Here is a 25,704-nt window from a genome sequence, read left to right on the forward strand (position 1 = left end):
ATGCCTCTATGTGTTTAAGAAATAATAATCAAATCATCTTAACTATTGAGTTTGATTTAAAAAACAAAAATGGCAGAAAAAACAATCAGAATTGGAACTCGCGATAGCGAATTAGCACTTTGGCAGGCACATACTGTCGAGAAAAAACTAAACGATCTTGGGTATAAAACCGAGATTATAGCTGTAAAATCTACAGGTGATATTATTCTTGACAAACCTCTTTACGAACTTGGAATTACAGGAATATTCACCAAAACTTTAGATGTTGCCATGATAAATGGCGATATAGATATTGCTGTTCATTCGATGAAAGATGTACCGACTGCTTTACCAAAAGGTATTGTTCAGGCGGCAGTTTTAGAAAGAGCCAATGTTCTCGATATTTTAGTTCATAAAGGAAATCCTGATTTTGCTAATCCAAGTACAATTGCAACCGGAAGTCTGCGTCGTCAGGCACAATGGTTCAACAAATATCCGAATCACACTGTTGTCGATTTACGTGGAAATGTAAATACCCGTATGCAAAAACTACAGGACAACAACTGGGACGGTGCTGTTTTTGCCGCTGCAGGTTTGGAGCGCATCAACTTAAAACCAGAAAATTTTATCGATTTAGACTGGATGATTCCCGCACCGGCACAAGGAGCAATGATGGTTGTGGCGATGGAGAACGACAATTATGCTTTAGAGGCTCTGTCACAATTAAACGATATTGAAACGGAGATTTGTACCTATATCGAACGTCAGTTTTTAAGAACTTTAGAAGGAGGCTGTACAGCACCAATTGGGGCTTTGGTTCGTTATAACGAAGACGAGGACACACTTCATTTTCAGGGAGTTTTACTTTCGGTTGACGGAAAACAAAAACTGGAAATCGACAAAACCGTTGAAATTGGAGAGTGGAAAAAACTAGGATTCTTTGCTGCTCAGGAAATCCTGAACAACGGCGGAACCGAATTGATGCAGGCTATTAAAGAATCTTTGAAGAAGTAATGAGTAAATCAATTCAAATATTATCTACAAAAAAGCTCTCAACTGAACAAAAGCAAGCGTTAACAACCGCAAATCTTGAAGTTATTGAGGCTGATTTTATTCAAACAGAGAATAAACCTTTCGAAATAAAAGACCTCAACGATAATTTAATCTTTACGAGTCAGAATGCGGTTCACAGTATCCTATCGCATCCAAAATTGGAAGAACTGAAAAGTAAAAATGTATTTTGTGTCGGATTAAAAACGAAGATCCTTTTGTCTGAAAGCGGATTCAATGTTGTCGCTTACACCGGATATGCTGCTGATTTAGCTGAAATCATTACTTTAATTTATCGCAGTGAAAGCTATACTTTTTTTAGTGGAAACCTGCGTAGAGAAACTTTACCAAAGGCTTTAAAAGATGCTGAGATAAAATTCAATGAAATTCAGGTTTATGATACTTCATTGACACCTCAAAAAATAAAAACCGCTGTTGATGCTATTCTATTCTATAGTCCTTCTGGCGTTGAAAGTTATCTGAAAGAGAATACTATTAAAAAGGAAACCTGCTTTTGCATTGGAGAAACCACTGCTGAAGCCTTACATAAAATTACCAAAAACATCATAATTGCAGATCAGACAACGGTTGAAGATGTCATTGAAGATGTTTTACAAGAATATAAATAACAACAATAAACAAACCCGACAGGTTTTAAAAACCTGTCGGGTTTAAAATATAAACCTTATGTTAAAAAACGACCTATTTTTAAAAGCACTAAAAGGAGAAACTGTTCAACGTCCACCAGTTTGGATGATGCGTCAAGCCGGAAGATATTTACCGGAATTTAGAGCTTTGCGTGATAAATATGATTTTTTCACCAGATGTGAAACTCCTGAACTGGCTGCCGAAATCACTGTTCAGCCCATCCGCAGAATTGCTCCGGATGCTGCGATTCTATTCTCTGATATTTTGGTTGTTCCGCGTGCAATGGGAATTCACGTAGAATTAAAAGACAATTTAGGTCCAATTATTCCTGATCCGATTCGTACAATGGAACAAGTCAATCAGGTTATTGTTCCGGATGTAAACGAAACTTTAGGTTATGTCTTTGATGCTATTAAATTGACTAAAGAAATGCTGAACGACGAAGTACCGTTAATTGGTTTCGCCGGTTCACCATGGACCATTTTCTGTTATGCCGTTGAAGGAAAAGGTTCTAAAAGTTTTGATACTGCAAAAGGATTCTGTTTTTCAAATCCGGTAGCAGCGCACACTTTATTACAAAAAATTACAGATACCACAATTCTATACTTAAAAGAAAAAGTAAAATCAGGAGTTGATGCCGTTCAGATTTTTGATTCATGGGGAGGAATGCTTTCTCCGGTTGATTATCAGGAATTCTCCTGGAAATACATCAACCAGATTGTAGATGCTTTGGCAGAGGTTACTCCGGTTATCGTTTTCGGAAAAGGATGTTGGTTTGCCTTAGGCGAAATGGGCAAAAGTAAAGCTTCCGCACTTGGTGTAGACTGGACTTGTACGCCAAGAAATGCTCGTTATTTATCGGGTGGAAACATTACTTTACAAGGTAATTTTGATCCTTCAAGATTACTTTCTCCAATTCCAACCATCAAAAAAATGGTTCATGAAATGATCGACGAATTTGGAAAAGACAAATATATCGTAAATTTAGGTCACGGAATTTTACCAAATATTCCTGTAGATCACGCTAAAGCGTTTATTGACGCGGTTAAAGAATACGGGAACTAGTTTTCAGTTTGGCAGTCACAGTTTTTAGTTACCTAACATCAAACTGAAGACTGTGACTGAAGACTGCGACCGAAAACTCAATAAAACATGCTCAACAAAGGACTCAGAGACGAAGAAAGCATCAGAATAGAGAATACTCTAAAAACGTTGCGTGCCTTAATTTTTGTTCCTAAGTTTTGGAATGCTGAAGATATAAGTCTCATCGACGAACAACTAAAAGGATTTGGCTTAAGTTTAGAAAGAACCATTGAAATTCCTGAAGAAGATTTGATTATTCTGTTACAACGTTGTCATTTAGACTGGGATCAACAGGAGCAATTTGCAGATCTTTTGGTGGATTTATCACAAGAAAAACAATTTGACTTTTTAGGAAAAGCACTGGCCATTTATCAGTATATCCAGCAAGAAAGCAAGGTTTTCTCCTTTGGAATAAATACTAAAATCGCTTCGGCCAAAAACAAATCATAATGGTTTTTACAGATTGGAAAATAAATACGATTGCCGATATTCTTCCTGAGGAATTTTTCACCCTCATCGAAAAGAATAAAAACCACATTCAAAAAACGTTTCCCGTTACCCTTTCCTACTGTACTGATCTTGAAAAAACAAAACAGTTTATTGCCTATAATCAGGATAAAGAAAATCATAAAGAAGGATACTTTTTTTACCCAAGAGACAACAAAACCAATACTTTAATTGGTTATTTGTGTATAAAAAGCATCGATAATCGCATTTCAAAATGTGAGTTGGGTTATTTTGTTGATGAAGATTATCAGGGAAAAGGAATTACTTCAAAAGTAGTTTCTGAAACCTTAGCTTATTGCTTCAATACTTTAAACATGAATAAAGTATTTATTTGTACTTCAAAAATCAACACAGCAAGTCAGCAGATTGCTTTAAAACATCATTTTAAACAAGAAGGAATATTAAGAGAAGAATTCAAGAACAGCGACGGAACACTAGAAGATGTTGTGTACTTTGGATTACTCAAATCAGAATACAATACTCATGAAAGATAAATTTTACGCTTACATACAAAAGTTACAGGATCAGATTTGCAATGGTTTAGAAGCTGTTGACGGAACTGCAAAATTTCGTGAAGATCTTTGGAAACGCCCGGAAGGTGGTGGTGGAAGAACACGTGTTATTGAAAATGGTGCCGTTTTCGAAAAAGGAGGTGTCAACATTTCGGCGGTTCACGGAAAACTACCGGAAGCCATGCAAAAAATGTTTAAGGTAGGTGAAGCCGATTTCTTTGCCTGTGGATTAAGTTTAATCCTTCACCCAAAAAATCCAATGACTCCAACGGTTCATGCCAATTGGCGTTACTTTGAAATGTACGATGAAACCGGAAAAGTAATCGAACAGTGGTTTGGTGGCGGTCAGGATTTAACGCCTTACTATTTGTTTGAAGAAGATGCGATCCATTTTCATCAAACCTGCAAAACAGCCTGTGACAAGCACAATCCCGAATTTTATCCGAAGTACAAAAAACAATGTGATGCTTATTTCTGGAATGCACACCGCAACGAAGCCCGTGGTATTGGCGGTTTGTTCTTTGACTATTGCAAAGTAAATGAAACAATGGCTATGGATGACTGGTACAATTTTGTAACCGAAGTGGGTAATAGTTTCCTCGAAGCTTATGTTCCGATCGTAGAAAGAAGAAAAAATCTGGAATATACCGCAGAAAACAGGAACTGGCAGGAAATTCGTCGAGGTCGATATGTCGAATTCAATTTAGTGCACGACAAAGGCACCTTGTTCGGTTTAAAAACCAACGGAAGAATTGAAAGTATTTTAATGAGTTTGCCTCCACATGTACAGTGGGTTTACGATCACCATGCCGCAGCAGGAAGTGTTGAGGAAAAATTGGTTCAGGTGTTAGAAAATCCTGTTGATTGGGTTTCACCACAATAGTTTTTCTGTAACTCTTTTTAAATTGTAAATAATTTCGTTCAAAAACAACAAAGTGTTTGTATATTTTTTGTAGATTTAGCCCTTAAACCCATAAGGATGACATCTATAAAAACCCATTGCTATGGCAAACACTTATTCTCAATTGTACATCCATATTGTTTTCACTGTTAAGGGCCGGCAAAACTTAATTTCCAAAAATTGGAAAGCTGAAATCTATAAATACATCACCGGCATTGTTAGCAATAAAGGACAAAAACTGATTACAATTAACGGAATGCCGGATCATATTCACATCTTGATCGGATTAAAACCGGACAAGTCGATATCGGATTTAGTAAGAGATATTAAGGCAAATTCTTCAAAATTCATCAATGACAAAAAATGGATAAATGGAAAATTTGAATGGCAAAATGGATTTGGAGCCTTTTCGTATAGCCATTCACATCTAACAAATATTATAAAATACATTGAAAATCAGGAGGAGCATCACAAAACAAGAACATTCAAAGAGGAATATATTGGTTTTTTGAAATTGTTTGATGTTGATTTTAAAAATGAATATTTATTTGATGATGTTACAGAAGATTGAATGAGACCAAGATACCACTCCTACGGAGTTCAAAATTCAAAATACAAACCCACATTTCTATAAAGATGTTGCTCCTTACGGAGCTTTCTAAAAATAGTAGAACTCAAATTCTAAAAGACTATCCGATTTACTAGAAGCCTAAAACGAACTGAGACAAACCCACAAACGATTTTTTAATGACACCTCCCAAAGTCCCAAAGGGACAATATATTTCTAGATTTTTTTGTAGATTTAGTTTTTAAACTCCGGAGGAATGACACAAAATTGCATTATTTAACAAATAAGCCTAAAACGAACTAGCACAAACCCATAAACGATTTTTTTAATGATCCCTCCCAAAGTCCCAAAGGGACGATATATTTCTAGATTTTTTTGTAGATTTAGTTTTTAAACTCCGGAGGAGTGACACATAATGCATTATTTAATAAATGAATCTAAAACTGATTTATATAGTGTTCTTCGGAAGTCTTTTTGGGTGTTTTGCTCAAAATGACTCCCTGCGCAATCCCTATTTTAAATCTTATGATGATAAAATCACTGCTGGTTTTTACTATTTAGATACTTCAAATAATTTTCAGATTGGTTCTGAATCTGAGGGAGAGAAAAGAACTTTTGAATTGAGTCCCAATCGACGAGAGCAACTGGGGGTGAGTTTAAGTTACAAATTTGTAGACATCAGTTTTGGCTTTGCACCGAAATTTTTCACGGTAAACAAAGACAATTCAGACTCTAAATTGTTCAGCTTCAACACCCGGTTTTACTTAAAAAAGTGGATGCAATCCTTCACCTTTATCAATCAAAGAGGGTTTTATATTGGTGACAAAGACTTTCAGACCGCATATCCTCGTATGCGTACCACCAAAATTGGAGGAACAACATCCTATGTTTTTAATGATAATTTCTCCTATAAAACATTGGTCAACCAAAACGAATGGCAGACCAAAAGCTCAGGAAGTTTCATTCCGACTTTTTCATTTTATTACACCAATATCAATCTGAACAATAGCCCAGACTCTTCAGATGGCGAAATTTACGTTTTTTCGCTAGCCCCCTCCTACTTTTACAATCTTGTGATAAGTGATCACGTTTTAATTGGAGCAGGAGTTGCACTTGGAGCAGGAATTAACAATATTGATAAAGTAACCTCTACTTTGCTCCAATTAGACTTTAATTTAAAGCTTGCCTATAATAGAGATCGCTTTTTTGGTTTTGTCAATGTAAACACGGTTAATTTCATTCAGAGCAATAATACCGAAGCCTTACTAAACGATAACATTTCAACTTTAAAGCTAAGTCTTGGCTACCGCTTTGATCCTCCAAAGAAAGTAAAAGAGATCTACGAAAAAATCAATCAGAAAACCGGGCTTTAATACCTTCCCGAATGGTCTGGAAAAAATGGCAGCAAAATACGCAACAGTAGCCGTTGCCTATTATCATTAATTTGACAGGTTTTACACCTCTGAAATAAAAAATAGTTACTCAAAAACCAGCCATCAGTTTAGCTGTTTTTCTTTAACTTTATGACATTCTTCGTTGGGCATCATCAACAAAAAACAAATCTATATTACTGTGTATTAAAATGGATCACCCCAACTGATTCAATATCAATAATTTATACTAAAATCATTATTATGGAAAACAGAGAGGCTTTGAATACCACACAATTGAATCGCATGCAGACCGGAAAAGGATTTATCGCCGCTTTAGATCAAAGTGGCGGAAGTACACCAAAAGCCTTAGCGCAATATGGTGTCGAGGAAAACAGTTACTCGACTGAGGAAGAAATGTACACTCTTGTGCATGAGATGAGAACCCGCATTATTAAAAGTCCCGCGTTTAACAGTGAGTATATTCTGGGCGCTATTTTATTTGAAAATACGATGGACCGCAAAATCGATGAGCTTTATACTTCCGATTATTTGTGGGAAAAGAAAAACATCGTTCCCTTTTTAAAAGTAGACAAAGGCTTGGCCGATCTTGCCAATGGAGTACAGCTGATGAAACCCATTTCTAATTTAGACGAATTGTTAACCCGTGCCGTTGAACGAAATGTTTTTGGAACTAAGATGCGCTCTGTGATCAAAGAAGCTAATGCCAGTGGAATTCGCGAAGTAGTCGAGCAACAATTTGCGGTAGGCCTTCAGATATTTAAAAAAGGACTCGTGCCTATTATTGAACCCGAAGTAGACATTTACAGTCCTGATAAAGAAAAATCAGAGCAAATTCTTAAAGCAGAAATCATCAGACAACTCAATGCACTGGATAAAGAAGTAAAAGTGATGCTAAAACTTTCTATTCCAACCGTAAATGATTTTTACAAAGAATTAATGTCCGATCCGCATGTTGTGCGGGTGGTGGCGCTGTCCGGTGGTTATGCACAGGAAGAAGCCAATCAAAAACTGGCACAAAATCACGGATTGATCGCGAGCTTCTCCCGTGCCTTGTCGGAAGGATTAACGTTTGGTCAGTCTGATGAAGATTTTAATTCGAAACTCGAAAAATCAATTCAAGGCATCTATGCCGCATCGATCTGATCAAATTATACTATAAAAAAAGTCCCCGAAAGATCTTTCGGGGACTTTGGTTTTAAAAAGTGCTTTAGCTTATTTACTCAATTCGTCGGCTAAATCCAGCGTTTGCAAAATGATGTTTTTATCTGACTTTAATGCGTTTAATTTCAGCTCAAATGTCAATTTATTATTGATCAGTTTTTTAGGAGACTGAAATGTGACCTCATTAAACTGCTCTGCTAAACGCTTCATTTTTGATGATTCTTTTTCCTGTGCTTTACCGGAATTGTCATAGGCAAATGATGCTCTGGCAAAATTTAATTTTCCTGAGATGTAATTTTTCTTTAACTCTTTTTTGGCCTCCTTAACAAAAAGTCCTTTTCCGGCATCAAAATAATCCAGTGTATTGGCGATTAATACCACATCTTTGTCTTTTTTGATAAAAACAGTACCATACTCCTCCGTTCCCAGAATTTGATAAAAATCTCCACGCTGCTCTAGAAACTTTTTACGAAGCCCCAACTGAATTAACTTATCCCCAAAAGTTGGATGAGTTGACGTAAACACTACTGAAAATAACGGAATATTCTTCTTCACTTTTTCCTCCGTTATCTTTTCCTCATAATTTTCGTCGTAGCCATACGATTTCTTTGTCACCTCAACTTCATTTACATGGTATAAAAACAGGCTTAAATCACCATCAAAAAGTGTTGCAGTAGCCTCTTCATCCACGATAGTCGAAATTAAGTCCGTAACAACCGTTAAATCTTCCTTTACCAGGTACTGATTCTGGAATAAATCTGCCATTAAATTTGGGAAATTTTCAAGAGCCGCTTTAGTATTGATATGATAAGACATATAACCTAATGGCTTTTCATCGGGAAAGTAATTGAAAATATTTTTGTTGATTTTTCGGTCGGTCATCTTTCCGGCAATTGCTGCCATTGCTTCAGTATACTCCACAACTTCCTCAATACGGGCATTGTCATTGTCAAAATAAAAATCCAGATTAATCCCTTTTACCATACTGGCCGCATTATTTTGCAGTGGTAAAAACTTATTATAGCTGGTAAACTTAGACAAAGCGCTGTACGCCGAATTTAAGCTGGTCATCGCTGAGCTGTAATTCAGCCATGAAGAAATATCTGCTGCGACGTTTACCTTCTCTGAAACAGGAGCCGTGAATCCGTTTTCGAACAATGATTTGATAAAAAGGCTTTGCTGTTCGGATTGTAAAAGATTGAAATCGGCCTCCTCTTTTTCATATGCTACATTAGACACCGCCATAGCTTCTTCTGTTTCTTTTGCAGCACTAATCGCAGCCTCTTCAGCCGATTGCGCAGGTTCTTCTACCGTTTCCGTTGAAGTTTCCTGATAAGGTTCGTCTATTGCAACAGAATCTTGTGCTGTGCTTTCCCAGTCATATGATTTTGGTTTGTACTTTTTAGTCAACTCTACCAATACCAAATAATTATCGTTCCAGACAAATGAGGCCTTTTTGTTTTTTGGTGTAAAAACCGCATATTTTCCGTAATCCTGAATGGAGGGAACCTCAACCGAATCTGTGTTTTTATTTTTGGTATGCTCCTCAATTAAAAACTGTCGTACCGCTTCTTTGCTTTTAATGGGCATGGTCACCTGATAATACGGAATACTATCGGTGAAGTTTCCGTGAACGGTTATTTTCTGATCCAATTTAAAAAGAGCGGTATACTTGCTCAGATCCAGATTGGCTTTGCCTTCTTTGTATCTACGAATCAGCGGATGATTTAATACCTGATCAATGCTTACTTTTTTGGACAGCTGATCTCCGTTAAACTGTACAAAATAATCGTAGGGCTTTGAATTGACCTGGCCAAAAGTCAAATGCGTGGCAAATAATAGAAATAAAAAATAAAACTGCTTCATAAATCAAGGGGTTAATTGGATTGTATTGTTCATTAATGCCGATTTTTTAAGTACGCTGTACATACTTTGTTTGAGAAAAACGGTCTTTTTGTTCTGCGAAATTTTACTGTTCGGATTCGCCACAGCCTGAATATCTTTATCAAAAGTGTAAATCGCAATAATACTCGCCGCTTCCAGATCTTCCTTTTTCTTCGGGTCTTTTACAATTTTTTCGGGAACGGGATAAGAGGCTATTCTTTCAAAACTTTTGGCATTGCTGCTAAAATGAATCTGATTGCTTTGATTATTGATGGTGTTGACAACGGCATTGAGCGCCTTCAAATTGGCATAATTGAGTTTGATAATAAACATATACTGATCAAAATCGGTTTTGGTTGTTACATTCGTAATGCCCTCCATTTTTAAGGCTTTGGCTTTAAAGTCTTCCAGTTTTTTAGTGATTTCCTGTTCGTTTGGAATTTTCACCCATCCACCTCTTCCATCCACATGGCCGATTTTGTCTTAAACCAGGATTTCGAAAAGTCAACCATCAGCGTATATTCACCGCTTTGGTCATCGTGGTGTTTGATTCTTTCTGTTATTTCAAAACAGCTTGTCAGCAGCAAGCAACAGCATAATGCGAGAAATTTCTTCATCAGACAAATTTATAGGTAAATATCCAAAAAAACCAGAGGCTGCGGGTTAATTCTAAAGGCACAGCTTCCAAATATTTTTTAAACTTCAGAAACGAAGACAAAACGACAAGATCCTGCAAATTTTTAGATAATATTAACGGATTCTAAAGCACGCTAAACGCCTTATTCTGTTCCTTTTTCTTTAACTTTGTGCCACTTAATAAAAAGTAACACATTCTTCAAAAAAATAAAAAACAATACTTTAGAAATTAAGATTCTCCATCAGATTTCAAAGAAATCGGCTGCAATCTAAAATCTAAAATCTAAAATCTAAATTTTTATGTTCCCATTACAAAGAAACCGCCGTTTGAGAACCAATGAATCCATTCGTTCTTTAGTTCGTGAAACCAGTTTAAGTCCACAGGATTTTATGCTTCCGATGTTTGTTACAGAAGGAAAAGATGTAAAAGTTGCTATTCCGTCAATGCCGGGAATTTACCGTCATTCCTTAGACAATACCATCAAAGAAGTGAAAGAAGCCTGGGATTTAGGAATCAAAGCGGTGAACATCTATGTAAAAATCAGTGATCATTTAAAAGATAACAAAGGTGTTGAAGCCTGGAACAAAGACGGTTTGATGCAACAAACCATCCGTGCCATTAAAGATGCCGTTCCCGAAATGATCGTAATGCCAGATGTGGCGCTTGATCCTTACTCGATTTATGGCCATGATGGAATTATCGAAAACGGACAACTTCTTAACGATCCTACCGTTGATGCCTTAACACGAATGAGTTTAAGCCACGCGGAAGCCGGAGCCGATTTTGTTGCGCCAAGTGATATGATGGATGGACGTGTGTTATCGATCAGAAAAGCTTTGGAAGAAAACGGACATCACAATGTAGGAATCATGAGTTACAGTGCTAAATATGCTTCGGCATTTTACGGCCCTTTTCGTGACGCTTTAGATTCTGCTCCCGTAGATTCTCAAAATATCCCGAAAGACAAAAAAACATACCAGATGGATTATGCCAACCGAATTGAAGGAATTCGCGAAGCTTTGTTAGATGTTGAAGAGGGTGCTGACATCGTTATGGTGAAACCGGGAATTGCTTATTTGGACATTGTTCGCGAAGTAAAAAATGCCGTTCATGTGCCGGTTGCGGTTTACCAAGTATCTGGTGAGTACGCTATGGTAAAGGCCGCAGCAGAAAGAGGGTGGCTCGATCACGACAAAATTATGTTAGAGCAACTATATTGCATTAAGCGCGCTGGCGCCAGTATTATCTCGACTTACTTTGCCAAAGAAGCAGCAATCTTACTAAACAAATAACATGAAAAAAATACTATTCTTATCAGCCGTTCTCGCGTTCGCATCCTGTAAAAAAGAAACCGTTGAAGCTCCAGTTGAAAATACAACGGAAGCCTATTCAGAAGGAGAAACTGCAAAAGCTAAAACTCCGGTAGAGTTTGGAAAACAAATTTTTGAAGGACAGGGAAATTGTTTCTCCTGTCATCAACCGGACAAAAAAGTAATTGGTCCTAGTATTCAGGAAATAGCCAAAATCTACAAAGACAAAAATGGAGACATTATTACTTTCTTAAAAGGAAATGCCGAACCTATTGTTGATCCGAGCCAGTTTGCCGTTATGAAAACCAATTTTCCGGTAACTCAGGCCATGTCGGATGAGGAATTAAAAGCCATTGAAACTTATATTTACAGTCATTTAAAGTAAAATTCCTGTTCACTGCTGACATACTGTTGTCACCGCCACATTTTACATTTACAGCTTAACCAAAAACATTTAAAATGGTACAGAAATTCAATGTAATCGGTATTTCGGTAAGAACTACGAACGAAAATGGTCAATCCGGAACAGATATTCCGGCACTTTGGAACCAATTTATCTCTGAAGGAATTTTGAGCAAAATCCCAAATAAGGTTTCGGAAGACATTTTTTGTGTGTATACAGACTACGAAAAAGATCATACCAGGCCGTATACAACTATACTGGGGTGTCGCGTTGAAAACCTCGATACGATTCCGGATGGAATGACAGGAAAAACAATAGAGTCTGCCGTGTATGAAAAATTCATCGCCAGCGGAAATCTAAACGACGGAATTGTTTTTAACAAATGGCTGGAAATTTGGAACTCCGGACTCAACAGAAGCTTTACAGCCGACTATGAAGTTTATGGAGCCAAAGCTCAAAACCCCGCAGCTGCAGCAGTAGACATATTTATTGCGATTTCATAAAAACCTAAAAAAACAAAAACGGCGCTAAATTAGCGCCGTTTTTTATGGTTGTATGATTACCAGATTTTAACTCTTTTATCCGGATCAATATACATCTTGTCTCCTTTTTTAATATCGAAAGCCTGATAAAAAGCATCAACATTTTGAATTGGCACGACAGCTCTGTACATTCCAGGTGAATGCGGGTCTGTTTTAACCTGGCTTTTTATCGCCTCATCTCTTGATTTTGTTCTCCAAACCGTAGCCCAGGAAATAAAGAAACGCTGCTCTGGTGTAAATCCATCGATTAATCCAGGGTTTCCATTTGCTTTCAAATACAACTGTAATCCATCGTAAGCGGCATTTATTCCACCTAAATCTCCAATGTTTTCACCTAAAGTAAATTTACCATCTACGTGAATTCCAGGCAGAGGCTCTAAAGCGCTGTATTGTGCAGCAAGAGCTCCTCCAAGAGCTGTAAATTGTTTTAAATCATCAGCTGTCCACCAGTCAACCAAATTTCCGTCTGCATTGTAACGTGCACCTGAGTCATCAAATCCGTGAGAGATCTCATGTCCGATTACCGCTCCGATTCCACCATAATTTACCGCTTCATCAGCCTGGTAATTGTAGAAAGGCGGTTGCAGAATCGCTGCCGGGAAAACAATCTCGTTGTAAGATGGATTGAAATAGGCATTTACCGTTTGCGGAGACATTCCCCACTCTGTTTTATCAACCGGTTTCCCTAATTTCGCCAGATTTTCAGCATAAGCCCATTTTGATATACTTCTCATATTATCAAAATAAGTTCCGCCTTCTCCAACATTTTTAAGTTCTAAAGCAGAATAATCTTTCCATTTATCAGGATATCCAATTTTAATGGTCAGTTTTTTCAATTTCTCAATTGCTTTTGCTTTTGTTTGTTGTGACATCCAAGGCAACGCATTGATTCTGTTTTCGTAAGCCAGCATTACGTTCGCAATCATTTTCTTTGCTTTGTCTTTTGCTTCAGCAGGGAATAACTTCTCTACATACAATTTTCCTAAAGCTTCACCCGTCGCAGTGTTAATTACCTGTAAGGCCATTTCTTCACGCGGACGTTGTTTCAAAGCTCCTGTTAATGTTTTTCCGTAGAAATCGAAATTAGCATTTTCGATATCTGTGCTCAAAGTAGAAGCTGTTCTGTTCAGTATCGACCATTTTAGGTATTCTTTCCAGGCTTCAACTTTCTTTTCAGAAAGTGTTTTTTCCAAAGCAATCATATAACGCGGCTGCGCTACATTTACGCTATCTAACTTTGCCATTCCAATTCCGGTGAAATATTTCTCCCATTGAATCGAAGGTGTAATCTTTTTTAAATCGGCAATCGCAGTTGGATTGTACTGTTTTCTGCGGTCTCTGCGCTCCACACGGTCTAATCTTGGCGCAGACAATTCAATTTCTAAAGCCAGAATTTGTTTGGCGCTTTCTTTTGCTTTTGCAGGAGACTCACCAATATACTGTAGCATTCTTGCAACGTGTACTTCATATTTTTCACGTTTTTCTTTTGAATCTTTGTCATCGGCATTGTAGTAATCTTTATCCGAAAGTCCTAAACCTCCAGGGCCTAAGTTAACGGTATTTTTATTACTGTTTTTAGCATCCGGGCCCACAAAAACACCAAAGAAACCAACACCACCCTGTGGCTGCATTTCAATAAAGAAATTTTGCAGATCGGTTACATTTTTAATGGCATCGATCTTCTTTAAGGTAGGCTGAAGTGGTGTAACCCCTCTTTTATTGCGTCCAACAGTATCTAAAATAGTATTAAACAAAGCAATCGCTTTCCCCTGATCGGTATTTGATTTGTACTTAGGATCTTTTGAAGCTTCTTTTAAGATGGCAAGTGCATCGTTATCTGTCTTTTGACGTAGTTCATTAAAACTTCCCCATGAATTTCTATCACTTGGAATTTCAGTTTTATCTAACCAGGTTCCGTTTACATAACGGAAAAAATCTTGTTTTGGACTTGTTTTGGTGTCCATATTAGAAAGATTGATACCCGGTTCTTTTGGTTTTGTACTTTGAGCGTTTACTGCAGTAATGGTAACCATTGCAGAAACAACACAAAACATTGGTTTTCGTAATTGTTTAATCATTTTTCTCTGTAGTTTTTAGTATATACACAAACATATTGTAATTATTCCAAACGTCATGTTAAATTTATCACATAAATTGACTGCTGAAATACAATCGGGCGATATCCTGTTTTTTAGTCCAAAAGTACTTATAAAATCAGGGGTTAAGCCTGCAGACGAAGGATGTGATAGCAATGAAAAACGGCGCTAAATCAGCGCCGTTTTTATAGTAGTATCTGTTACCAGATTTTAACTCTCTTATCTGTATCGATATACATTTTATCTCCTTTTTTGATTCCAAAAGCATCATAAAAAGCATCTACGTTCTGAACCGGAACAACCGCTCTGTACATTCCTGGTGAATGCGGATCGGTTTTTACCTGATTTTTGATCGCTTCGTCTCTACTTTTCGTTCTCCAAACGGTTGCCCATGAAATAAAGAAACGCTGTTCCGGAGTAAATCCGTCAATTAAGCCCGGATTTCCATGTGCTTTCAAGTACAATTGCAAACCATCATAAGCTGCATTGATACCTCCTAAGTCACCAATGTTTTCTCCTAAAGTAAAATTACCATCTACATGAATTCCAGGCAGAGGCTCTAAAGCGCTGTATTGTGCTGCAAGAGCTCCTCCAAGAGCTGTAAATTGTTTTAAATCTTCCGGTGTCCACCAATCTACTAAATTTCCTTCAGCATTGTATCGTGCTCCTGAATCATCAAAACCGTGTGAGATTTCGTGACCAATTACCGCTCCGATTCCACCATAATTCACCGCTTCATCGGCCTGATAGTTGTAAAATGGAGGCTGCAAAATAGCTGCCGGAAATACAATTTCGTTGTACGATGGGTTGTAATAGGCATTTACAGTTTGTGGCGACATTCCCCACTCGGTTTTATCAACCGGTTTGTTTAACTTCTCGATTCCTTTTTTGAAATTCCATTTCGAGATATTAATTGTGTTTTGGATATAACTTCCTCCTTCGGCAACACTTTTAATTTCAAGCGCAGAATAGTCCTTCCATTTGTCCGGATAACCCACTTTTACCGTAATTTTATTTAACTTTTCAATTGCTTTTACCTTAGTAGCCGCAGACATCCAGGTTAAATTATTGATACGGTTTTGGTACGCCAGAATGACGTTGTGAATCATATCAACTGCTTTTGATTTTGCTTCAGCAGGAAACACTTTCTCTACATACAATTTACCAAGTGCTTCACCAATACTGGAGTTTACGACCTGCAACGCTTTTTCTTCACGTGGCAATTGTTTCACAGCACCTCTTAAAGTTTTGCTGTAAAAGTCAAAATTAGCCGCTTCGATATCGGTTGACAATTGCGAAGTAAAGGAGTTTAACAAGTCCCATTTCAGATATTCTTTCCACTGCTCTACTTTATTTTGAGTAAAAACAGTCTGCAAAGCTTTCATGTATTTAGGTTGCATTACCACAATGGTGTCTAACTTTGACAACCCAATACTGGTAAGATAGGCTTCCCATTTAATCGCTGGAGTTAACTTTTGAAGTTCAGCAACTGTCATCGGGTTGTACTGCAAACGGCTGTCTCTGCTTTCCACACGATTGAATCTTGGTCTTGACAATTCTGTTTCTAAGGCTAAAATTGCAGCGGCACTTTGTTTTGCTTTCTCCGGAGATTCGCCAATAAACTGCAACATTCTCGCCAAATGCAGCTGGTATTTTGCACGTTTTTCTTTTGAATCTTTATCCTCAGAAATGTAATAATCCTGATCCGGCAATCCTAAACCGCTTGGAACAAGTGTTACAGAGTTTTTAGAGCTGTTTTTTTCATCCGCTCCGATATAAGTTCCAAAAAAAACAATATTGCCTTCCTGTGCAATTTCAGTTAAATACTTTTGAAGATCATTGATGTTTTTGATCGCATCAATTTTTTTTAAGTAAGGCTGCAATGGTTTTATACCTGCTTTGTTTCTTCCAACTGTATCTAAAATCGTTGAAAACAAGTTTACGGCTTTACCCTGATCGGTATCTGATTTGTACTTTGGATTTTTAGAAGCTTCTTTCAGAATAGACATCGCGTCTTTATCTGTCTTCTTAATCAATTCATTAAAACTCCCCCAGGTGGTACGATCACTTGGAATTTCAGTCTTACTAAGCCATGTTCCATTTACGTATTGAAAAAAATCCTGACTCGGACTAATTTTGGTATTCATGTACGAAACATTAATACCCGGCTCTTTTGAAGTTGCATTCTGAGCATTTACAGCTGTAAAGGAAACGGCTGTAAGAAAAGCGCAGAACAAAGGTCTGCTAAGTTGTCTTTTCATTTATATTTAAGTTTTGGTGGTTACACAAACGTATTTCTAATATTTTGAATGCTATGTTAAAATTTTTGAACAAATCGCAAAAATTCAAGGATCACAACATTTTAATGCATACTATCAAATATTTTCATGTATTTATCCCTGGTTTTTATCTTTATATTAGAATACTTTTTCGAATATTTGTTACAACGAATCGAAATAAAAGTGAGAGCAAAAATTCAGAATGCCGTTTCAGGAAAAATCGAAGCTATCGGATTACCGATTTTAGCTTTATGCTGGGTAAGTTTTTTTTGGGGAACCACCTGGCTGGCGTCCAAAGAAGGCGTAAAACATATGCCCGCTTTGCAGTTGGCCACCATCCGTCAATTACTGGGCGGAATTTTATATGTAGGCTATTTTCTGTTGAAAAAACAACCCTGGCCAAAAGGCAAACAATGGCGCACGATCATCATTCTGGCGTTTTTAAATTTTGTATGCAGCAATGGCTTAAGCACCTGGGGTGTCAAATACATGAGCAGCGGACTCGGAGCCATCATCAGTGCTTTATTTCCGATCTGGATCATTATCATCAATTTTTTTAATGGTCAGAAAGTTGCAAAAATGGCTTTGATCGGAATTCTGATCAGTTTTGGTGGGGTTTGTATTATTTTCGTTGATTATCTTTCTGATTTTTTCAGACCTGATTTTCAATTCGGAATCATCCTGATGACTGCTTCTACGATAACTTGGGCCTTTGGTATACTCGAAACAAAGAAACAGGCATCCAGTTTTAATCCCTATTTCAGTTTGGGATTGCAAATGCTGATTTCGAGTGTGTTTCTTTTCGGAATCACGGAAGCAGCAGGAATGAACATTCCGCTAAGCGAAATCCCTTTGCCTTCTTTGTGGTCTATTGTTTATCTGGTTCTTATTGGTTCTGTTTTAACTTTCATAGCGTTTATCTATTCGTTACAGCATCTTCCAACCGAAATCAGCAGTATCTATGTTTACATCAATCCAATTGTTGCCATGATTTTAGGGTCTTTCATTTTTGGAGAAACGCTTACACAGGCCATCGCCATTGGCACAATTGTAACCTTAACCGGTTTGTATTTGGTAAACAAAACCATTCGGAAAACTAAAAAATAACGATTCTCTCTATTCGGTAAAAATTCAGAAAATGCAGTCCGGCTCTTTTAACTCCCTATAAGCTGTTAAAAACGAAGCTTCCTTAGGGTTTTGAAAAGTGCTTTTTGTATTTTTGCGCCAAATTTTTTTTATGAAATCTTTTTTATACAAATACCGTAAATTCTTTATTGTACTTATTGTATTTTCGGCTGTTACCATCTCTTTATTTTACTCGGCTTTAAAACCACAAAAAACGCTGCCTATTTACAACCCTGCTGATGTAAATCCGGAATTAGTAGATAGTACGGTGCAATACAAAAGCAAATACCATACAATTGCCGATTTTTCATTTGTGAATCAAAACGGTGATACCATTACTCAGAAGAATTACGAAGGGAAAATTTATGTGGCCGACTTTTTCTTCACGACCTGCGGGTCCATTTGCCCAAAGATGACGACCAATCTGGCTGATGTTCAAAAAGCGGTTTTAAACAATCCGAAAGTAATGCTGCTTTCTCATACGGTGTTTCCTGAGGTTGACAGTATTCCGGTTTTAAAAGCCTATGCGATCAAACATGGTGTGGTAGACAGCAAATGGAATCTGGTTACCGGTGATAAAAAAGAAATTTACACTATGGCCCGAAAATCATATCTGGCGGTGAAACTCGGACGTCCAGACCAACTCTACGATATGGTACATACCGAGAATTTTGTTTTGGTGGATCAAAAAAGACGTGTTCGCGGTTTTTATGACGGGACAAATAAAGAAGAAATTAAACGTCTTTTAGAAGACATCTATTTCCTTTCTCAGGAGTAAAATCCCTTATTTTTAGAAAGATTTAGCATTTACAAAAGTGTTAAATGCCTTGAAATAAAGAATAATTGCCTATTTTTGCAATCTAAATTCAATCTAAATAAGCTTGCAAAATACTATCCACACTCTGAAAAAAGGCGAGAAAGCCATTATCAAAGATTTTGATATCGATCTTATTCCTTTAAAACTACTAGAAATGGGTTGTTTACCGGGCAACTTAGTTGAATTGTTGCAAATCGCTCCTTTTGGCGATCCTCTGTATTTAGACATTAATGGTTCGCATGTAGCCATTCGCGTTGAAACTGCTCGTGAAATTGAAGTTGAACTGATCAAAAACAATTTGTAATGAGTGTTCAAAATATCAACGTTGCCCTTATCGGGAATCCAAATACAGGAAAAACTTCCGTTTTCAATCAGCTTACCGGATTAAACCAACAGGTTGGGAATTATCCCGGAATTACTGTTGAGAAAAAAATCGGGTTCTGCAAATTACCCAACAATGTCAAAGCCAACATTCTGGATCTTCCGGGAACGTACAGTCTGAACGCCAGTTCGATGGACGAAAGTGTGGTAATTGAACTTTTGTTGAACAAAAACGACAAATTATATCCGGATGTAGCGGTAGTAGTTACAGATGTTGAAAATCTGAAACGTAATTTACTGATTTACACTCAAATCAAAGATCTTGAAATTCCAACGATTCTGGTCATCAACATGTCAGACCGTATGGAAAGTAAAGGTATCACGCTGGATATTCCTTATCTGGAGGAGAAACTAAAAACTAAAATTGCTTTAGTAAGCTCCCGAAAAGGTTTGGGAATCGAAGAGTTGAAAGAACTAATTGTTTCATACAAAACGATTCCGCACGAACCTTGCCTGAATGCTTCTGTTATTGACCAGGAGTATTTTGAAAAATTGCAGCATGCTTTCCCGAATCAATTGTTGTACAAACTTTGGCTGGTGATCACGCAGGATGTGAATTTTTCGAACCTGGATCGAAATGAAATCAGAAGTACTTTTACCAAGTCACATTCTGAATTAAAACGTTTACAGCAAAAAGAAACGATAAAACGTTATCAATTTATAAACGATGTTTTAAAAGAAGGTTTAAAAGTTGATGCCTCGACGGCCAAAGACATTCGGGCAAAACTGGATCGCATTTTAACGCACAAGGTTTGGGGTTATGTGATTTTCTTAGCCATTTTATTTTTGATCTTCCAATCTATTTTTAGCTGGTCGACAATACCTATGGATTTCATAGATAGCAGTTTTGCTTCTTTAAGCAGCTGGGTCGCGGCGGAATTGCCAAGCGGAATTCTGACCGACCTACTCTCACAGGGAATTGTACCGGGAATTGGCGGTGTGATCATTTTTATTCCGCAAATTGCCTTTTTATTTTTATTCATTTCGATTTTAGAAGAAAGTGGTTATATGAGCCGTGTAGTCTTTTTGATGGATAAAATCATGCGAAAGTTCGGTTTGTCCGGTAAAAGTGTTGTGCCTTTGATTTCAGGAACGGCCTGTGCTATTCCCGCAATTATGGCCACCCGTAATATTGAAAACTGGAAAGAACGACTGATCACCATTCTTGTCACTCCGTTTACAACCTGTTCGGCCAGATTACCTGTTTATACGATTATTATTTCATTGGTAATTCCGGATGAACGTTTGTTTGGTGTACTAAACATGCAGGGATTAGCCCTAATGCTACTGTATCTATTAGGTTTTGTAACCGCAATTGTTTCTTCTTATATCTTAAACAAAATTCTAAAAATAAGTGCCAAGACGTATTTCGTGGTAGAAATGCCAAGTTATAAATTGCCATTATTCAAAAACGTTGCGATTAATGTAGTCGAAAAAACAAAAGCTTTCGTAGTGGGTGCCGGTAAAATTATCTTAGCCATATCTGTGATTTTGTGGTTCTTAGCTTCTTATGGTCCCGGGAAAGATTTTAATGAGGCCGAGACTATTGTAAAAGAAAAATTTGCAGCTACTCCTTTAGACGAAACTCCGTTTGAAAATGAAGTCGCTTCTCAAAAACTGGAGAATTCTTATATCGGTTTGATGGGTAGAGCAATAGAGCCTGTGATTTCACCTTTAGGTTATGATTGGAAAATTGGAATAGCTTTAATTAGTTCCTTCGCGGCACGTGAAGTTTTCGTAGGAACATTAGCCACCATATACAGTGTTGGAGACACAGATAACGAATCAACCATAAGAAGTAAAATGCAGGAAGAGATAAATCCGGAAACGGGTCATAAGATCTTTAATTTTGCCTCTGGTATCTCACTATTACTTTTTTATGCTTTTGCTATGCAATGTGCCAGTACACTGGCGATTACGAAAAAGGAAACCAATTCCTGGAAATGGCCCGCTATGCAGCTGGTTCTGATGAGTGGTCTTGCCTATTTTGTTGCATTAATAGCGTATCAACTTTTAAAATAAACGATCATGATACAGGAAATTATAGCTTTTATCATATTATTCATTGCCATTGGGTACCTCATCAAAAAGTTCTTTTGGAAATCTAAAAAGAAAAAAGACTGCGGTGACGGGAATTGCGGGTGTTCGTAGTTTTTTAAGGTGCTAAGATACTGAGGTGCTGAGGTACTAAGTTTTTTTTCTGTTTATAAGTTGTTCCTACGGAACGCTCTCAATAAAAAAAGAGGGGGCTTCGACTTCGCTCAGCCTGACACCCGCAAAATGATAGTGGAATGTCAGGCTGAGCGAAGTCGAAGCCCCTTTCTCTATTAAAAACTGAAGACTGAGACTGAGACTGAAGACTGAGTAACTACTTCTCCCCCTCCCATTCTGCATAAAACTGTGCCAGAAATGTTTCCATGAAACGATGTCTTTCTGCTGCGATTTGTTTACCGGTTTCGGTATTCATTTTATCTTTTAGCAGTAAAAGCTTTTCATAAAAATGATTGATCGTTGGCGCATTGTTCTTTTTGTATTCCTCTTTGGTCATATTGGTTATTGGAGCAATTTCAGGATCGTGGAGCGTTCTGTTCTTAAATCCGCCATAATTAAACGCTCTTGCTACTCCAATGGCCCCAATTGCATCCAAACGGTCCGCATCCTGAACGATATCTAATTCTATGGAGGAAAACTTCTTTTCAAAATTTCCGCCCTTGTACGAGATGTTTTCGATGATGTTCACAACATGCTGAATCGTATCTTCTGCAACTTCTTCCCCTTCTAAAAACAAACGTGCCGTTCTGGGTCCGATCGTCTCATCGCCATTGTGAAATTTACTGTCGGCAATATCATGAAGCAAGGCTCCTAACTGCACAACGGTAAGATCACAATCTGTTCCTTTTGCAATTAAAAGTGCATTTTTATAAACGCGTTCGATATGAAACCAATCGTGTCCACCTTCGGCGTCGTTTAATTTCTCTTTTACAAAAGCGATGGTTTTGTTTATTAGTTCAGAATTATTCATGGTATTTTTATAGTTTGCGGTAAAGGACAGTCCAATAAAACGAAATTAAACTGGTGTTTTATACTTTAAATAAAAAATGTTGATTGTCAAAGTTTTGCAACCTCAACAATCAACAATATGTTTTTAGATATTCTGCTTAAAGTTTCATAAATCTAAACTCTAAAATCAGAAAGCTACAATCGTGCTGGTTCAACCCATTTAAAGATGTGTGATTCTTGTGGAATAACAAGTCTTTCAGAGATTCTTGCCATACGAGCCGGTAATTTCATTAAGTAATCACGTGCTTTCTCAGCTTCATCTGTCAAATTCGAAATTTTATCAATTTCCCATTTGTCAATTAATTTTTGCATGATGTCTACGTAATCATTTGCTGTATAGACTCCGATACGTTGTGCCGAATCAGAAAACTGTTCAAAAGCACTGCTTATTTTCTGACCTGATTCTCTTAAGAAATGAGCCGGCATTACGATCTTTTGTTTCATCATGTATTGAAACGCCAACATCATTTCGCTCGGATCCACTGCAAAAATACGGGTCACAAACTCGCTGTACGCATGGTGGTGACGCATTTCGTCACCTGCAATCATTTTACACATTTTAGACAACTTGTTGTCGCCAAATTTCTTAGCCATTTGTGCCACTCTGTTGTGTGAAACATAAGTAGCTAACTCCTGAAAGCTGGTGTATACGAAGTTTTTGTACGGATCAGATCCGGTTCCAATATCAAAACCGTCGTTGATTAAATGCTGTGTGGTCATTTCGATTTCACGCATGTTTACACGACCGGACAAATACAAATATTTATTTAAAAGGTCTCCGTGGCGGTTTTCTTCTCCGGTCCATTGTCTGATCCATTTCGACCAGCCATTTCCACCGTTTTCTACCTGATTGACTCCTTCTACATCCATTAACCATGATTCGTATGTTGGCAAAGCTTCTTCAGTGATGGTATCACCCACTAAAGTTACCCAGAAATCATATGGCAATTCTTTAGCAATTTCACGCAACTCTTTTACCTCCTCAAAGAAGTTCTCTCCTTCAGAATTAGGCAAAAAGTCTGACGGCTGCCAAATTTTTTCCACTGGAATTAAATACTGTTCAACGAAGCTATCCACGTTTTTTTCCAAAAACTGCATTACTTCTAATCTAATGTTTTTTATAGACATTACTTATTTAAGATTGGGATTTAAGTTTTGGTAGGTACTAAAACAAAAATCTATTTATACTCATTTACTCCTTCTACCACTGCTTTTTCTGTCAAAGCCATTAAATCGGCAAAATCATACTCTTTTACAGCCATTGCTTTATGCGCTGTAAAGGTTAAATGATTTCCTAATCCAACCGGAAACATTCCATAACGAACCATTTTCCAGGAATTATTGATACTTACCGGCACTACATAAGCAGACGGCGCATATTTACATAAGATTTTTAAACCACTTTGTGCAAATTCTTTGGGCTTTCCTGTTTTACTTCTGGTTCCTTCAGGAAAAATTACAGCAGCTCTCGTGTTCTTTTCGATATATTCAGACAAGCCTTTGATTACGGGAATCGCTTGTTTAGGGTCTTTTCGGTCGATTAAGACAGATCCTCCATGGCGTAAATTAAAAGACACACTCGGGATTCCGCTTCCTAACTCTTTCTTACTTACAAATTTACAATGAAATCGTCTAAAGTACCAAATCATTGTCACGATATCGTACATACTTTGGTGATTCGCTACAAAAATGATCGGAACTCCCTTTGGTATATCCTCAACTCCGCTAACGGTATACCTTGTTCCCACCAGATTCGTGCATCTTAACAGGAAAAAATTCAGATAATCGACACTCTTTTTGTGTGCCTGATACCCAAAAACATTCAGGCAAAACCATTGTATCGGGTGAAATACCGCCAAACAAAAACCAAAACATAAGTAATAAATTACGGAAATGGGATACGAAATTATCTTCTGCATGCTTGAAAAATTAATGCCCAAAAGTAATAAATAAATTTTTAGCGGTATAAAAATTGAAAACAATAACTGTTTTTCTGGTTTAATTGTACCTTTGCCCTAAAATTTGCAAATTTTTTCTGAATTAAATGAACTTCACTTACCCTAAAAATGAACGCTTAAAGAGCAAAACGACAATAGGTTTACTGTTTTCCGAAGGGAAATCGGTTTCGAAATATCCCTTGCGTTTGGTTTATCGTCCGGCGGAAGAGCATTCAGAAGAAAAAATCAAAATGGGGGTTTCGGTATCTAAGAAATACTTTAAAAAAGCCGTTGACCGCAATTACTTCAAGCGTGTTTTAAGAGAAACCTATCGTTTAAACAAACATTTACTTTTGGATAACATTCAGGAGCCTTATTCCCTGATGTTTTTTTATCAAAGCAAAGACCGATTGTCTTATGCAGAAATCAACACCAAGACCATTCAGCTGTTTGAGAAATTCCTGCAACAGGTAAACAAAAGCCCTGATTCTGAAAATAAAACAGAATTGTAATTCCTTTACGACAACTTTATTTATCAAATTATACGAAAAATTATAAAAAAATTGTAGTTTTAAATTTAATTTGAAATATTATGCGCTATATTTTCTTTTTATTCCTGCTTTTTTTAGGCTTTTCGAGTTGTGGTAAAAATGAGGAGGCTTCTGCCGATATGATGATTAGTGCCGTCAAGCTTCCTGCAAAAAATGAATCCGCTGCAGCGTCAGAAAAACAATACGACCCCGCTACTTCAGCTGAAGCAGGTGCTCCGGAGATTTCACAAAAAATTATCAAACAGGCTTCTCTTCGATTTGAAACCAATGATTTAGAAGATACTTTCAAACAAATTCAAACTGCAATTACAGCCAACAAAGCCAGCATTCAGAATGATTCGGAAGGAAAAGAGTACGACAACATTTACAGAACCTTAACGATTAGAGTTCCCAGCGCAAACTTTGACTCTTTTATAACTGCGGTTTCTAAGGGGGTTTCGTATTTTGAACAAAAAGAAATCTCTGCAGAAAATGTCACCGAACAGTACATTGACTTAACTTCGCGATTAAATACAAAACGTAAACTCGAAGCCCGCTACTTAGAGATTCTGCAAAAAGCCACAAAAATTAGTGAAATACTCGAAATTGAAAAACAGATTTCGGCTATCCGTGAAGAAATTGAAGCCAAAGAAGGTCAGCTAAAATATCTCGAAAGCCGTGTTTCAGAAAGCACAGTAACGATCTCATTTTACAAAACTGTTGCTCAAAAACAAGGCGTTAAGATTTCGTATGGTTCTAAAATATGGGCCGCCATTCAGTCCGGTTTTTTCAGCCTGTCCGATTTTTTAATTTCAATTATTAGTGTCTGGCCATTTATTATAGTATTTTGCGTATTGGTCTACTTTATTAGAAAAAGATTTAAAAGAAAAAAAATATAAT

Annotated in this window: 27 protein-coding genes; 19 read left to right on the top strand and 8 right to left on the bottom strand. The window is 37.2% G+C overall.

All coding sequences use genetic code 11. The features are described from left to right. Positions 1-69: 69 nt before the first annotated feature. The 9 genes from hemC to OLM61_RS07490 all read left to right on the top strand — a co-directional run bounded on the left by hemC (position 70) and on the right by OLM61_RS07490 (position 7,785). Positions 70-993: a hydroxymethylbilane synthase gene (gene hemC, locus OLM61_RS07450; RefSeq protein ID WP_264525756.1), complete on the top strand. Its 924-nt coding sequence runs from the start codon at positions 70-72 to the stop codon at positions 991-993. Next, positions 993-1,658, top strand: a complete 666-nt coding sequence (locus OLM61_RS07455) for a uroporphyrinogen-III synthase (protein ID WP_264525757.1) — start codon at positions 993-995, stop codon at positions 1,656-1,658. Before hemC ends, OLM61_RS07455 begins: the two co-directional genes overlap by 1 nt. A gap of 58 nt (positions 1,659-1,716) precedes the next feature. Further along, the gene (hemE, locus tag OLM61_RS07460; RefSeq protein ID WP_264525758.1) at positions 1,717-2,742 is read left to right on the top strand and encodes a uroporphyrinogen decarboxylase; all 1,026 of its coding nucleotides are present in this window, start codon (positions 1,717-1,719) and stop codon (positions 2,740-2,742) included. An 87-nt stretch (positions 2,743-2,829) separates the two neighbouring features. Next, positions 2,830-3,210, top strand: coding sequence for a hypothetical protein (locus tag OLM61_RS07465; RefSeq protein ID WP_264525759.1), 381 nt, complete (start codon positions 2,830-2,832; stop codon positions 3,208-3,210). Beyond that, positions 3,210-3,761, top strand: coding sequence for a GNAT family N-acetyltransferase (locus tag OLM61_RS07470; protein WP_264525760.1), 552 nt, complete (start codon positions 3,210-3,212; stop codon positions 3,759-3,761). Before OLM61_RS07465 ends, OLM61_RS07470 begins: the two co-directional genes overlap by 1 nt. Beyond that, positions 3,751-4,662, top strand: a complete 912-nt coding sequence (gene hemF / locus OLM61_RS07475; protein WP_264525761.1) for an oxygen-dependent coproporphyrinogen oxidase — start codon at positions 3,751-3,753, stop codon at positions 4,660-4,662. The genes OLM61_RS07470 and hemF overlap by 11 nt, the downstream gene beginning before the upstream one ends. Positions 4,663-4,783: 121 nt before the next feature. Further along, on the top strand, positions 4,784-5,251 hold the full coding sequence (gene tnpA / locus OLM61_RS07480) for an IS200/IS605 family transposase (RefSeq protein ID WP_264525762.1): 468 nt from the start codon (positions 4,784-4,786) through the stop codon (positions 5,249-5,251). Between the two features lie 428 nt (positions 5,252-5,679). Further along, positions 5,680-6,621, top strand: coding sequence for a DUF4421 domain-containing protein (locus tag OLM61_RS07485; protein WP_264525763.1), 942 nt, complete (start codon positions 5,680-5,682; stop codon positions 6,619-6,621). Between the two features lie 261 nt (positions 6,622-6,882). Further along, a complete protein-coding gene (locus OLM61_RS07490; protein ID WP_264525764.1) occupies positions 6,883-7,785 on the top strand; it encodes a fructose bisphosphate aldolase in 903 nt (300 codons plus the stop codon). Between the two features lie 69 nt (positions 7,786-7,854). Here OLM61_RS07490 and OLM61_RS07495 read toward each other — a convergent pair whose 3' ends face one another. The 3 genes from OLM61_RS07495 to OLM61_RS07505 are packed head-to-tail and all read right to left on the bottom strand — an operon-like array spanning position 7,855 to position 10,304. Beyond that, positions 7,855-9,669, bottom strand: coding sequence for a hypothetical protein (locus tag OLM61_RS07495; RefSeq protein WP_264525765.1), 1,815 nt, complete (start codon positions 9,667-9,669; stop codon positions 7,855-7,857). A gap of 3 nt (positions 9,670-9,672) precedes the next feature. Beyond that, entirely contained in the window at positions 9,673-10,155 is a 483-nt protein-coding gene (locus OLM61_RS07500) for a hypothetical protein (RefSeq protein ID WP_264525766.1), read from the bottom strand. Beyond that, entirely contained in the window at positions 10,131-10,304 is a 174-nt protein-coding gene (locus OLM61_RS07505; protein ID WP_264525767.1) for a hypothetical protein, read from the bottom strand. The genes OLM61_RS07500 and OLM61_RS07505 overlap by 25 nt, the downstream gene beginning before the upstream one ends. A gap of 319 nt (positions 10,305-10,623) precedes the next feature. Here OLM61_RS07505 and hemB point away from each other — a divergent pair, with 319 nt between their 5' ends. The 3 genes from hemB to OLM61_RS07520 all read left to right on the top strand — a co-directional run bounded on the left by hemB (position 10,624) and on the right by OLM61_RS07520 (position 12,540). Next, on the top strand, positions 10,624-11,616 hold the full coding sequence (hemB, locus tag OLM61_RS07510; protein ID WP_264525768.1) for a porphobilinogen synthase: 993 nt from the start codon (positions 10,624-10,626) through the stop codon (positions 11,614-11,616). A gap of 1 nt (position 11,617) precedes the next feature. After that, entirely contained in the window at positions 11,618-12,019 is a 402-nt protein-coding gene (locus OLM61_RS07515) for a c-type cytochrome (RefSeq protein ID WP_264525769.1), read from the top strand. A 74-nt stretch (positions 12,020-12,093) separates the two neighbouring features. After that, positions 12,094-12,540 carry a GyrI-like domain-containing protein gene (locus OLM61_RS07520; protein WP_264525770.1) on the top strand — a complete coding sequence of 149 codons (447 nt, stop codon included), beginning with the start codon at positions 12,094-12,096 and terminating at the stop codon, positions 12,538-12,540. Positions 12,541-12,596: 56 nt separating this feature from the next. Here the strand turns inward: OLM61_RS07520 and OLM61_RS07525 are convergent, their stop codons facing one another. Together OLM61_RS07525 and OLM61_RS07530 are read right to left on the bottom strand one after the other, a co-directional pair. Then, on the bottom strand, positions 12,597-14,657 hold the full coding sequence (locus tag OLM61_RS07525; protein WP_264525771.1) for a M13 family metallopeptidase: 2,061 nt from the start codon (positions 14,655-14,657) through the stop codon (positions 12,597-12,599). 218 nt (positions 14,658-14,875) lie between these two features. Beyond that, positions 14,876-16,936 carry a M13 family metallopeptidase gene (locus OLM61_RS07530; protein WP_264525772.1) on the bottom strand — a complete coding sequence of 687 codons (2,061 nt, stop codon included), beginning with the start codon at positions 16,934-16,936 and terminating at the stop codon, positions 14,876-14,878. A 201-nt stretch (positions 16,937-17,137) separates the two neighbouring features. On the opposite strand from OLM61_RS07530, the gene OLM61_RS07535 reads away from it, so the two are divergent. The 5 genes from OLM61_RS07535 to OLM61_RS07555 all read left to right on the top strand — a co-directional run bounded on the left by OLM61_RS07535 (position 17,138) and on the right by OLM61_RS07555 (position 21,428). After that, positions 17,138-18,061 (top strand): DMT family transporter, encoded by a 924-nt coding sequence (locus OLM61_RS07535; protein WP_264526370.1) that lies wholly within the window; start codon positions 17,138-17,140, stop codon positions 18,059-18,061. A 130-nt stretch (positions 18,062-18,191) separates the two neighbouring features. After that, positions 18,192-18,857 (top strand): SCO family protein, encoded by a 666-nt coding sequence (locus OLM61_RS07540; protein ID WP_264525773.1) that lies wholly within the window; start codon positions 18,192-18,194, stop codon positions 18,855-18,857. A 103-nt stretch (positions 18,858-18,960) separates the two neighbouring features. Next, a complete protein-coding gene (locus tag OLM61_RS07545) occupies positions 18,961-19,200 on the top strand; it encodes a FeoA family protein (protein ID WP_264525774.1) in 240 nt (79 codons plus the stop codon). Beyond that, the gene (feoB, locus tag OLM61_RS07550; RefSeq protein WP_264525775.1) at positions 19,200-21,299 is read left to right on the top strand and encodes a ferrous iron transport protein B; all 2,100 of its coding nucleotides are present in this window, start codon (positions 19,200-19,202) and stop codon (positions 21,297-21,299) included. The genes OLM61_RS07545 and feoB overlap by 1 nt, the downstream gene beginning before the upstream one ends. 6 nt (positions 21,300-21,305) lie before the next feature. Further along, positions 21,306-21,428, top strand: a complete 123-nt coding sequence (locus OLM61_RS07555; RefSeq protein WP_413614374.1) for a FeoB-associated Cys-rich membrane protein — start codon at positions 21,306-21,308, stop codon at positions 21,426-21,428. A gap of 217 nt (positions 21,429-21,645) precedes the next feature. On the opposite strand, the gene OLM61_RS07560 is transcribed toward OLM61_RS07555, so the two are convergent. From OLM61_RS07560 to OLM61_RS07570, 3 genes are all read right to left on the bottom strand, one after another. Next, positions 21,646-22,299, bottom strand: a complete 654-nt coding sequence (locus tag OLM61_RS07560; protein ID WP_264525776.1) for an HD domain-containing protein — start codon at positions 22,297-22,299, stop codon at positions 21,646-21,648. A gap of 173 nt (positions 22,300-22,472) precedes the next feature. After that, positions 22,473-23,465 carry an acyl-ACP desaturase gene (locus OLM61_RS07565; RefSeq protein WP_264525777.1) on the bottom strand — a complete coding sequence of 331 codons (993 nt, stop codon included), beginning with the start codon at positions 23,463-23,465 and terminating at the stop codon, positions 22,473-22,475. A gap of 50 nt (positions 23,466-23,515) precedes the next feature. Beyond that, the gene (locus OLM61_RS07570; RefSeq protein ID WP_264525778.1) at positions 23,516-24,256 is read right to left on the bottom strand and encodes a lysophospholipid acyltransferase family protein; all 741 of its coding nucleotides are present in this window, start codon (positions 24,254-24,256) and stop codon (positions 23,516-23,518) included. A 125-nt stretch (positions 24,257-24,381) separates the two neighbouring features. On the opposite strand from OLM61_RS07570, the gene rnpA reads away from it, so the two are divergent. Together rnpA and OLM61_RS07580 are read left to right on the top strand one after the other, a co-directional pair. After that, on the top strand, positions 24,382-24,786 hold the full coding sequence (rnpA, locus tag OLM61_RS07575; protein ID WP_264525779.1) for a ribonuclease P protein component: 405 nt from the start codon (positions 24,382-24,384) through the stop codon (positions 24,784-24,786). Between the two features lie 80 nt (positions 24,787-24,866). Beyond that, positions 24,867-25,703 carry a DUF4349 domain-containing protein gene (locus OLM61_RS07580; RefSeq protein ID WP_264525780.1) on the top strand — a complete coding sequence of 279 codons (837 nt, stop codon included), beginning with the start codon at positions 24,867-24,869 and terminating at the stop codon, positions 25,701-25,703. The last annotated feature ends 1 nt before the right edge of the window (position 25,704 follow it).

The organism is Flavobacterium sp. N502536 (assembly GCF_025947345.1).
Taxonomy (GTDB): Bacteria; Bacteroidota; Bacteroidia; order Flavobacteriales; family Flavobacteriaceae; genus Flavobacterium.

Coding starts and splice junctions, on each gene's coding strand:
- hemC (WP_264525756.1), top strand. CDS start 70: ATGGCAGAAAAAACAATCAGAATTGGAACTCGCGATAGCGAATTAGCA.
- OLM61_RS07455 (WP_264525757.1), top strand. CDS start 993: ATGAGTAAATCAATTCAAATATTATCTACAAAAAAGCTCTCAACTGAA.
- hemE (WP_264525758.1), top strand. CDS start 1,717: ATGTTAAAAAACGACCTATTTTTAAAAGCACTAAAAGGAGAAACTGTT.
- OLM61_RS07465 (WP_264525759.1), top strand. CDS start 2,830: ATGCTCAACAAAGGACTCAGAGACGAAGAAAGCATCAGAATAGAGAAT.
- OLM61_RS07470 (WP_264525760.1), top strand. CDS start 3,210: ATGGTTTTTACAGATTGGAAAATAAATACGATTGCCGATATTCTTCCT.
- hemF (WP_264525761.1), top strand. CDS start 3,751: ATGAAAGATAAATTTTACGCTTACATACAAAAGTTACAGGATCAGATT.
- tnpA (WP_264525762.1), top strand. CDS start 4,784: ATGGCAAACACTTATTCTCAATTGTACATCCATATTGTTTTCACTGTT.
- OLM61_RS07485 (WP_264525763.1), top strand. CDS start 5,680: ATGAATCTAAAACTGATTTATATAGTGTTCTTCGGAAGTCTTTTTGGG.
- OLM61_RS07490 (WP_264525764.1), top strand. CDS start 6,883: ATGGAAAACAGAGAGGCTTTGAATACCACACAATTGAATCGCATGCAG.
- OLM61_RS07495 (WP_264525765.1), bottom strand. CDS start 9,669: ATGAAGCAGTTTTATTTTTTATTTCTATTATTTGCCACGCATTTGACT.
- OLM61_RS07505 (WP_264525767.1), bottom strand. CDS start 10,304: ATGAAGAAATTTCTCGCATTATGCTGTTGCTTGCTGCTGACAAGCTGT.
- hemB (WP_264525768.1), top strand. CDS start 10,624: ATGTTCCCATTACAAAGAAACCGCCGTTTGAGAACCAATGAATCCATT.
- OLM61_RS07515 (WP_264525769.1), top strand. CDS start 11,618: ATGAAAAAAATACTATTCTTATCAGCCGTTCTCGCGTTCGCATCCTGT.
- OLM61_RS07520 (WP_264525770.1), top strand. CDS start 12,094: ATGGTACAGAAATTCAATGTAATCGGTATTTCGGTAAGAACTACGAAC.
- OLM61_RS07525 (WP_264525771.1), bottom strand. CDS start 14,657: ATGATTAAACAATTACGAAAACCAATGTTTTGTGTTGTTTCTGCAATG.
- OLM61_RS07530 (WP_264525772.1), bottom strand. CDS start 16,936: ATGAAAAGACAACTTAGCAGACCTTTGTTCTGCGCTTTTCTTACAGCC.
- OLM61_RS07540 (WP_264525773.1), top strand. CDS start 18,192: ATGAAATCTTTTTTATACAAATACCGTAAATTCTTTATTGTACTTATT.
- feoB (WP_264525775.1), top strand. CDS start 19,200: ATGAGTGTTCAAAATATCAACGTTGCCCTTATCGGGAATCCAAATACA.
- OLM61_RS07555 (WP_413614374.1), top strand. CDS start 21,306: ATGATACAGGAAATTATAGCTTTTATCATATTATTCATTGCCATTGGG.
- OLM61_RS07560 (WP_264525776.1), bottom strand. CDS start 22,299: ATGAATAATTCTGAACTAATAAACAAAACCATCGCTTTTGTAAAAGAG.
- OLM61_RS07565 (WP_264525777.1), bottom strand. CDS start 23,465: ATGTCTATAAAAAACATTAGATTAGAAGTAATGCAGTTTTTGGAAAAA.
- OLM61_RS07570 (WP_264525778.1), bottom strand. CDS start 24,256: ATGCAGAAGATAATTTCGTATCCCATTTCCGTAATTTATTACTTATGT.
- rnpA (WP_264525779.1), top strand. CDS start 24,382: ATGAACTTCACTTACCCTAAAAATGAACGCTTAAAGAGCAAAACGACA.
- OLM61_RS07580 (WP_264525780.1), top strand. CDS start 24,867: ATGCGCTATATTTTCTTTTTATTCCTGCTTTTTTTAGGCTTTTCGAGT.